Genomic DNA, 8,530 nt, shown 5'->3' with positions numbered 1-8,530 from the left:
TGGACTGTTTCATCTTAAATGGTGCAATAGGCTTTTTTCTCCCTTACCACCTTGTCTTCCTTGTCCTCCTTGTCTTCCTTGTCTTCCCACAACCTAAAATAATCATGCACAGTTTTAGCTGAAACAGTCCACTACTTTCATGCTAGGCAATTCAAGTCGGCGAGCAGCGGAAGTGGGAAGTTATGCGCCAGCAAAAATACCCCTTTTTATCCTCTTAAAAGAGGAGGCATAACTACCCAAATTTTTCGGTCAATAAATATATTGAGAAATAGAAAATCTAAAGTATAGCTAAATTTTTGATAATAGGTATTATATAAATTTTTATACTGGTAAGGTAAAAAATTCGTAATTCTTAGGGAGTAATAATTTAGGAAGCAGGGAATAGAAAGTAACAAAAAAAACTGTACCTCATGCTTCTTGAGAAACAGTATTATACATTTTAATTGTGAATTATAGATATTATAGGAATTACCATCAGGAGTAAGTTACAAAATTCGTTTATTGTACGCAAAAGGTAACAGGAAATAAAAATACAGTTATATTTCACACTTTTTGAGAAACGCTATATAACTAAACTCAAAAATTAAAAGTTAGCAATAAAATCATTCTTTTAACTAAGAAAAGCAAATTGTATAGCATTTGAGCAGTAATGGTGACTATAACTTTCAGAATAGTTTCTATCATTAAAAGCATTTTCCTATTCCTAGTTATTATTATTTTGTTGTCTCAATATATTTAATTATTTCACAAATAAATGTTACTGAATCAAGGGATTAATTTTTGTATAACAGGTAGATTATATCTTGATATTTCGCATTTATCCAAGCCTAAAATTCATTTTGTAAATATCTAATGCCCACAAATTTTCTAAATATCTAATACCCACAAATAAAGATAGATTAGCTGATTAAAATTATTTCTCCTCAATTTTTAGTTTAGCTAAACTATCAAATAATTTTTTGACTTTAACTAAATTTTTATCCCCTGGCGTTGTTTCTACACCACTAGATAAATCTATGCCACAAAAATTATGATTAAATTTTATTTTAGCTTGAGAAACTAATATGAATTTTTGTATTGCCTCTGTGACATTTTCAGGAGTTAAACCACCTGCTAATAACCAAGGAAAAGTAGGGTAAAATTCGTCAAGAATTTTCCAATTTAAAGTTTTACCAGTACCTCCAAATTGATCTGGATGATAAGCATCTAGGAGTAAAGTATCAATATAATTTTTATAAATATTTGCTCTTGTTAAGTCTAGACGAGATTTAATTCTAAGACCTTTGATTATTTCTATATTATTTGGTATTGACTGACGTAGCTGATTACAAAATTCTGGAGATTCATCACCATGCAGTTGTATTCCATTTAATTTTGTATTAATTATTATTTCTGATAATAAATCTATTTCAGGATTAACAAATACTCCGATTTTATCAATATTTTTTGGTAGTTTATCGACAATATTTCTGATGTTTTCTGGAGTGATATAGCGAGGTGATTTGGGAAAACAGATAAATCCTAGAGCTGTTGCTCCCATATTAGCGATCGCTTGTCCTTGCTCTAGTTTTGTAATTCCACAAATTTTGACGCGCATTGATTATACCTATTGCTAACTAATTTTTACTTTTTTGTATCAAAACTTCAAGCGATTGTTAATTACTAAAACAAATTTTAGTTTTTAGCTAAAGCTTCTTGATAATTGGCAAAACATAAGTTGATTTAAACACTACCCTTCATAGCAGTGTATTTGAAATTTACTACAAATCTTTTTAACTGAAGGAACAGGAATAATTTTAGGACTTGGTAATGCTAAATATGCTATAGATAGATATAACCTGATTTTAGTTATCAAGTCTAGGGGGTTCTCTATTTTTACAGAAGAGAACCCCATTTTTAGTTTATTATTTTATAGATGCCCAAATCAGGTATTGATTGTTATTTTTGACCAAAAAATCAAATATCAAGCCTCCCTTTCAGGGCCAACGTATCTAATTTGCTAATTCCTATACATAGTATTTTTAAAATTCAATAGACATTATATGTGGAAAGTCTATTGTCAACAAGTGAAATAAAGCCTAGTTTATTGATAATTAACTATGGTTTATTGAGAAGATGCCTTTGCCTTCGCCTCCCTTTTCAAGGGGATAAAAAAAGAAAATTCAGTATTAGTCTCTGCGCTACCCTATAAACTTATTGGGTTACTTAATAAATATATTCCTCTTTGAAATAATACTTAAATTCAATTTTAATATTTTTGATCCAAATATAAGGCGGAATTACTTGTTCTGGATCTTTGCTGCCCACTTCAGATCAAACAACAAAATCTCTAGCTAAGGCTTCAATATAGCGACACTTTTCATCAAGAGGAAGGTTAATTGAACCTGTTGAAACTTCAACGTAATTCAGATTGAATTTTTGAAGGTATTTCCAAAATTCATCAAATTTATTCTGAAGTACCACTACCTCAAATAATGTTCCACTAAAGCACACATTAATGCCGAAGCTTTGATATAAGCTAATTTTTTCTGACAGATTTTGAGTTACATTACTTGTTCCCCATCCTAGTTTTATAACATCAATAAAGTTAGCAGCTATTTCTAGCAAATCCTGTGCCTGTCGTAAACCAATTCCACGATCTATTACATTAGTAATTCCTGTATTTCTTGGTTTACTTTTGCGCTCTGGCAGTTCTAGAAAATTCGGCATATTGACAGCAAACTTTTCTTGATTTACTTTAGTCATAAAAAAAGTTATAATACCGCTTTTATATTGAAAATAATGCTATTAGAGAATCTGCTTTTTTGTCTCATTATTTTTATTGCTGGACTGGTAAGAGGTGTTTCTGGATTTGCACTTGGACTATTGGGAACGTCTCTGTTAATTAATCTGATAGACTTTCCATACAGCGATCGCCCTGATAGCTTTGCTACAGCCAATTGCCACTTCTATTTTATTCTTCTACTATAGAAAAAGTTGTAATTTTCAAGAAGTAATTCCAATTGCGATTTGTTCTTTTATCGCAGTACCTTTTGGAGTTATAATATCCGATAGCATTGAAAGTCAAATTGTATTATACTGCTTAGGTTCGCTCATCATTTTCTATGTTGCATACTCCTGATTCTAGAATGAAATAGCCCTGCAACAAATATTGATGATTTTAGATAAAAATACCGAAGAATTTTTTAGCAGCAAAGGAAGTTTATAAACAGAACCCATCAAAGTTTAATGCTCCTCCTCGTCTTTGGTGGATATAAAAATAAAATAACGGGAAGAAATATTGTAATTTATACGAAACAAGCCATCAGTAAGAGGCAACTTAAAACTTGGAATTATTAATCCCAGTAAAACTGGGATTTATCTAAAAAGATTAGTACCTACTTCACAAATAAAACAAGTTCCAGCAATGTTCCTAGACTTAATCATTATGTAATTGAAGTAATTTATGAAAAATGCGCAAAACAACACGAGCTAGAGAAAAATCGTTGCGTCAGTATTGATATTGGATTAAACAATTTAGCTACATTAACTTTGATGTAACTATTCAACCGGACATGATATTAGAATTGTAAAAGTTACTCAAAAAATGATTTTTCGTGCCTTTTCAGTAAAAATATCTTCCCTATTCCCTATTCCCTATTCTCTATTCCCTATTCCTTGAAATTTTGGTAGATTAAGTCAAAGTTTGGATAAAAAAACAAAAAAAATATTATGCAGGCAGGTTGGAAAATAGGCAGTTTATTTGGTATCCCTTTATTTCTGGATTACTCGTGGTTAATTATTTTATTTTGGGTAACATACATCAATAGTCAAGATTATCAAGAAAGGGGGCTTTTTTTAGCTTGGGGTGCTGGATTGATAATTGCTATACTGCTATTTTGCTCGGTAGTATTACATGAATTAGGTCATAGTTTAGTTGCTATTTCTCAAGGAATTAAGGTTAATTCTATAAGGTTATTTTTATTTAGTGGAGTTGCTTCAATAGAACGAGATTATAGAACTCCTGGAAAGGCTTTTCAAGTAGCGATCGCCGGACCTTTGGTGAGTTTAGTTTTATTCTTTTTATTGGGTTTAACAAGTTTTCTATTCCCAACATCAAGTTTAGTTGGGAAGTTAATTAGTAGAGTAGCAGAAATAAATTTAATTTTAGCGATTTTTAATATAATTCCTGGCTTACCTTTGGATGGCGGACAGGTATTAAAAGCAGCTATTTGGAAAATAACTGGTAGTCGTTTGACAGGGGTAAAATGGGCAGTTAAAAGTGGTAAAGGTTTAGGATGGTTAGCAATTAGTTTAGGGTTGATAATAGTTTTGACTACTAAAAATCATGGTGGTTTTTGGATTACTTTAATTGGTTGGTTTGCTCTGCATAATGCCAAAATTTATCAGCGCATAACTGATTTACAGTCAGCGTTAATTAATATTAAAGCTGTAGAGGTAATGACTCAAGATTTTCGTGTAGTAGATGCAAATTTAACTTTGAGTCAGTTTGCAAATAAATACCTTTTAAAAAGTTCTAAATTTTCAACTTATTTTGCTGCTTATAGGGGTCGTTATCTTGGTTTTGTTTATGATGATGCTATTCGTTATATTGAAAGAAGTTATCGGGATACTCAAACTTTAAGGATGATTATTTGTCCTCTAAATCAGATGGTTACTGTGTCAGAAAAAGTTAGTTTATTAGAAGTTATTAACAGAATGGGATTTTATCAAAAAAGGCAAATAACTGTACTTTCTCCTGCTGGAGCAGTAGCAGGAATAATTGATAAAAGTGATATTGTTCGAGGAATAGTTAAATACTTAAAACTGAATATTTCAGAAGCAGAAATTAAACGTGTGAAAACAGAGGATAGTTATCCTTTGGGAATGAAGTTGGAAGCAATTGCTAAAGTTACTTCTGTCTCAAATTTCAAGTAGTTAGAAGTAAGTTGAAGCTACAAATTGTTCTTATTATAAGGCAACAGCTAATCTAGCAAAAAGAAAAGATTTTCGGGTAATTTTACTAGCTCTAAAGGCAATGAATTAATAGCTAATAGCTGACGAGTGAAGAATTATTCTTACCTTTAGTAAGACTAATTTTAGAAAAAAATATCAATAATTTAGCTAAAGAAATAGTATAGATTAACATGACAGCTAATGTATTCTTATTTTTCATACTAAACGTTCAATATAAGTTTTACTAATTAAATTATATCTTGATATTGTTTTTATAAATTTAATCAGCCTCATTTTTCAAAGATTGTGACAAATTATTTCACGAACTTGCGTTATTTCAGAGATTTGGTATCATACTCTGTACATAAGGTATTGTGCCAATGTTGTATCTAAATTAAAAAAAAGACTAACTTTAAAGCTCTACAATCAAGTATTATCGTTAATTACACCTCAAATTTGCTAATTTTGAGCTTACTTTTCCTAAGCTCAAAAAAACAAAATTCAAACAAGTACAAATATTCAAGAAATTATCTAATTTGACAAAATGATTGATATAAGGTAAGGAGCTAAGATACTTAATATCTAAATGTCTCTAGTTCTGAAGCACAAAAGTAATTTTTTTCAGGCAAGAAAAAGAGACGATCGCGACAGGGATGCGGAGTATTATCGCTTAAATTATCTGTAAGCATTCAGCCGTCAGCCGTCAGCTTTTAGCTATCAGTTTCATTAGCTTGAATTGTATGGTTTGAAAACTCAAACTCTTCGTTATTGTACTTCAATTTATGGGTTTAAAATAGGTAAGCATTCAGCGGTCAGCTATCAGCTAGTCTCCTGGGTCGTAACTACGTTAACAGCTTCATTACTTTTAAAAGAGGAAAAAGTAATAAGCGAGATTTCCAAGAATTAAAAGTCACTGTAAAAGTCCATCAGTTAACCTTAAAAGTCTATGGAGCTACATCCTTAATTAAAAAGCTGAAAGCTGAAAGCTGAAAGCTGAAAGCTGAAAGCTGAAAGCTGAGGACTGAATGCTTATCTACCAATTAAATTTCATACCTAAATATTCCTCTAAGCGCTGATTATGAAACTGAAAATAATTGTTTAATTTTTCTCGAAGTGACTTACTAATAGAAGCATAAGAACCAGCATTTAATTTTGGATAATCTTGTATTTGATAATCTGGCAAATCTAGAAAATTGAAAACTTGCTTCATCGTATTTGCTGAGTCACTATAAAATTCTTCGCTCTTCAAAATTAGCAACTGTTCTTTTGGAAAAATAGCTAACCATTTCTTGATGAATTCTACATATACACCAGAAGCTATATAATCTCCTGCATAATTCCAATAATAAGGATGAGAAATTTCGCTCAATTTTTCAAGCTGAGAATTAATTGCTAGTTCACAAGAACGAAATTCTTTGTTTGAACGTACTTGATGATAGTAGTGAGAAACTGCCCGATCTATAGGATTTCTCAATATTAGAATTAGTTTGATTTTGGGAAAGAAATGAAAAATTCTACAGGCAGCATATTCAGCATCAAAATAGGTAGTGCTTGCTTCTCCAGTTAAAAATTTTGTTGACTCTAAAATAGGAGGAAAATGTGCCTGATACCAATCTATTCCTCTATGGAAGTTAAAAGACCAAAAATGTATTTCTTTTTTTACAGAAGGTAGAATTTGAGGATGTTTAGTTATGTAGCTATAAAGAGAGGTAGTTCCTCCTTTGACTACTCCAATAATTAGAAAGTATGGCTGAGATAATTGTTCTGAATTCGAGTGTTTTTGAACGAAGATTTCGTGAGATTTATTGACATGATTTTTACAAGCTATTTGATAATATTTTATTGCCTCTTTAGTTCTGCCTACTTGAGTTAGAGCTTCTGCTAAATTTAGGTAAGTGGAAATTGAGGTATTTTGATGTTTAATAAATTTATGAAATAAATTTACTGTCTCTTCAAGTTTGCCTAGCTTTTCAAAAGTTTCCCAGAGATAAGTATCAGACCACCAAGCAAAATCAGGATTAAGTTCTATAGCATGATGGTAAGCAATGGCAGCTTCTAACCATTTTTGTTGTTGGGTTAAAGTTAATCCTAAATAATAGTAAGATTGGCTATCTGGATTAGTTTCGACAGCAGCATAATATGAATTTAGTTGTTGTTCTAATTTAATTTTTTGCCGTAATATTTTCTCAAGTTGCTGATAAATCTCTGTTTGATTTTTAGGAGGGAATATTTCTAGCAAAATATAATAAATAATGATGGCTGAAGAAATCTGATTTGCTTGTGCCAAAGCTTTTCCTAATTGTAGGTATAGTTCTGGATTTTTGATGATGAGATGTAATGCTTTTTGGTAAATAGGATATTGGTCTGGATTTTGAATTGCATGACAATAATAATTAATAGTTTTATCTAAGTTTGACTGGGAAAGTTGAGCAAGAGCATCTCCTAACTGTAGGTGCATCCAAGGTAAATTAGGTCTAATCTGAGCAACTTCTAAATAAGTAGCGATCGCTTCGTCTAATCTTTTTTGTTTAAGTAAAACATCTCCTAAACATTGGCGATACCAAACTACTTCTGGATTGAGTTTTATGGTCTGACGATATGCGATTTCTGCTGCTTCTAGTTTTCCAATTTGAAATAGAATATCTGCTAATTTTTGATGAGTTCCTTTAACTTCTGGTTTGAGTTGAATTGCTGTTTGGTAACAAACAATTGCTTCTGCAAATTCTCCTACATTAACGAGTGCTTCTCCTAATTTATTGTAATCCCAATAACTATCTGGTTTGATTTTAATAGTTTGGCGGTAAGCAATGACTGCTTCCGACCATTTTTCTAGTTTGATTAAGGCGTTTCCTAAGTTGTGGTAAGACCAAGGAAAATCAGGATTTAGTTTGATAGCTTGACGGTAAACGTTAACAGCTTCATCCCACTTTTGTAGTTGAGTTAAAGCTTGCCCTAATTTATAGTAAGACCAAGAAAAAGTAGGATTTAGTTTTATTGCTTGGCGATAGCTAGTAATAGCTTCCTCCCACTGTTTTTGTTCTAGGAATTTTTCTCCTAATTCGTAATAATTCATATCTAGTTTCTCAGTTAAATTTAATTTGTGGGTATTGCTCTAATTTTTGATATGGAAAAGTTGTTTGATCATAGTTTTTGTCGGAAGGAATCAAAGTTTAACTTCACTGTTATTCGAGAAATTTGTCTTTCTCGATTTCCAGTTTCCTAGTTAAATTTCGTCTGGGAGTATTTCTCTAATTTTTGATTGTCAGGTAGAAAGAAATTCCTGGATTTTCGAGATAGGAATCTCAAGTGGGAGTGGGGAAGACTCGAAGTTGAATTTTTGGTGATTGAAAATTTGACTATTGGAGAAAGGGAGAAAAATTAAAGGTTGTTTGATCATGGTTTTTGTCGGAAGGAATCAAAGTTTCACCTCACTGGGAAACTAGAAATTTGTCTTTCTCTATTTTGGGTTTCCCAGTTAAATTTCGTCTGGGAGTCTTGCTCTAATTTTTGATTGCCAGGTAGAAAAAAATTGTTGGATTTTTGAGATAAGAATCTCAAGTGGGAGTAGAACAGAGCGGAAGTTGAATTTCTGGTA

5 protein-coding genes are annotated in these 8,530 nt (G+C 31.5%); 2 read left to right on the top strand and 3 right to left on the bottom strand.

The window, feature by feature from the left end; all coding sequences use genetic code 11:
- Positions 1 to 913: 913 nt before the first annotated feature.
- Positions 914 to 1,597: a phosphoribosylanthranilate isomerase gene (locus F6K40_RS26285; RefSeq protein WP_293140053.1), complete on the bottom strand. Its 684-nt coding sequence runs from the start codon at positions 1,595 to 1,597 to the stop codon at positions 914 to 916.
- A gap of 716 nt (positions 1,598 to 2,313) precedes the next feature.
- Positions 2,314 to 2,745 (bottom strand): phosphosulfolactate synthase, encoded by a 432-nt coding sequence (locus F6K40_RS26280; RefSeq protein WP_293140052.1) that lies wholly within the window; start codon positions 2,743 to 2,745, stop codon positions 2,314 to 2,316.
- Positions 2,746 to 2,781: 36 nt separating this feature from the next.
- Here F6K40_RS26280 and F6K40_RS26275 point away from each other — a divergent pair, with 36 nt between their 5' ends.
- Together F6K40_RS26275 and F6K40_RS26270 are read left to right on the top strand one after the other, a co-directional pair.
- The gene (locus F6K40_RS26275) at positions 2,782 to 2,970 is read left to right on the top strand and encodes a hypothetical protein (protein ID WP_293140051.1); all 189 of its coding nucleotides are present in this window, start codon (positions 2,782 to 2,784) and stop codon (positions 2,968 to 2,970) included.
- A 741-nt stretch (positions 2,971 to 3,711) separates the two neighbouring features.
- Complete coding sequence (locus tag F6K40_RS26270) at positions 3,712 to 4,917, top strand: site-2 protease family protein (RefSeq protein ID WP_293140050.1); 1,206 nt, start codon at positions 3,712 to 3,714, stop codon at positions 4,915 to 4,917.
- A 1,051-nt stretch (positions 4,918 to 5,968) separates the two neighbouring features.
- Here the strand turns inward: F6K40_RS26270 and F6K40_RS26265 are convergent.
- A complete protein-coding gene (locus tag F6K40_RS26265; protein ID WP_293140049.1) occupies positions 5,969 to 8,008 on the bottom strand; it encodes a tetratricopeptide repeat protein in 2,040 nt (679 codons plus the stop codon).
- Positions 8,009 to 8,530: the final 522 nt, after the last annotated feature.

It is taken from the genome of Okeania sp. SIO3I5, from assembly GCF_010672085.1.
Taxonomy (GTDB): Bacteria; Cyanobacteriota; Cyanobacteriia; order Cyanobacteriales; family Microcoleaceae; genus Trichodesmium.
Note: the sequence above shows the minus strand (reverse complement) of the source record. Positions and strands in the feature narration are given on the sequence as shown.

Excerpts from the sequence above, each read along its gene's own strand:
- F6K40_RS26285 (WP_293140053.1), bottom strand. The coding sequence starts at position 1,597 with ATGCGCGTCAAAATTTGTGGAATTACAAAACTAGAGCAAGGACAAGCG.
- F6K40_RS26280 (WP_293140052.1), bottom strand. The coding sequence starts at position 2,745 with ATGACTAAAGTAAATCAAGAAAAGTTTGCTGTCAATATGCCGAATTTT.
- F6K40_RS26275 (WP_293140051.1), top strand. The coding sequence starts at position 2,782 with ATGCTATTAGAGAATCTGCTTTTTTGTCTCATTATTTTTATTGCTGGA.
- F6K40_RS26270 (WP_293140050.1), top strand. The coding sequence starts at position 3,712 with ATGCAGGCAGGTTGGAAAATAGGCAGTTTATTTGGTATCCCTTTATTT.
- F6K40_RS26265 (WP_293140049.1), bottom strand. The coding sequence starts at position 8,008 with ATGAATTATTACGAATTAGGAGAAAAATTCCTAGAACAAAAACAGTGG.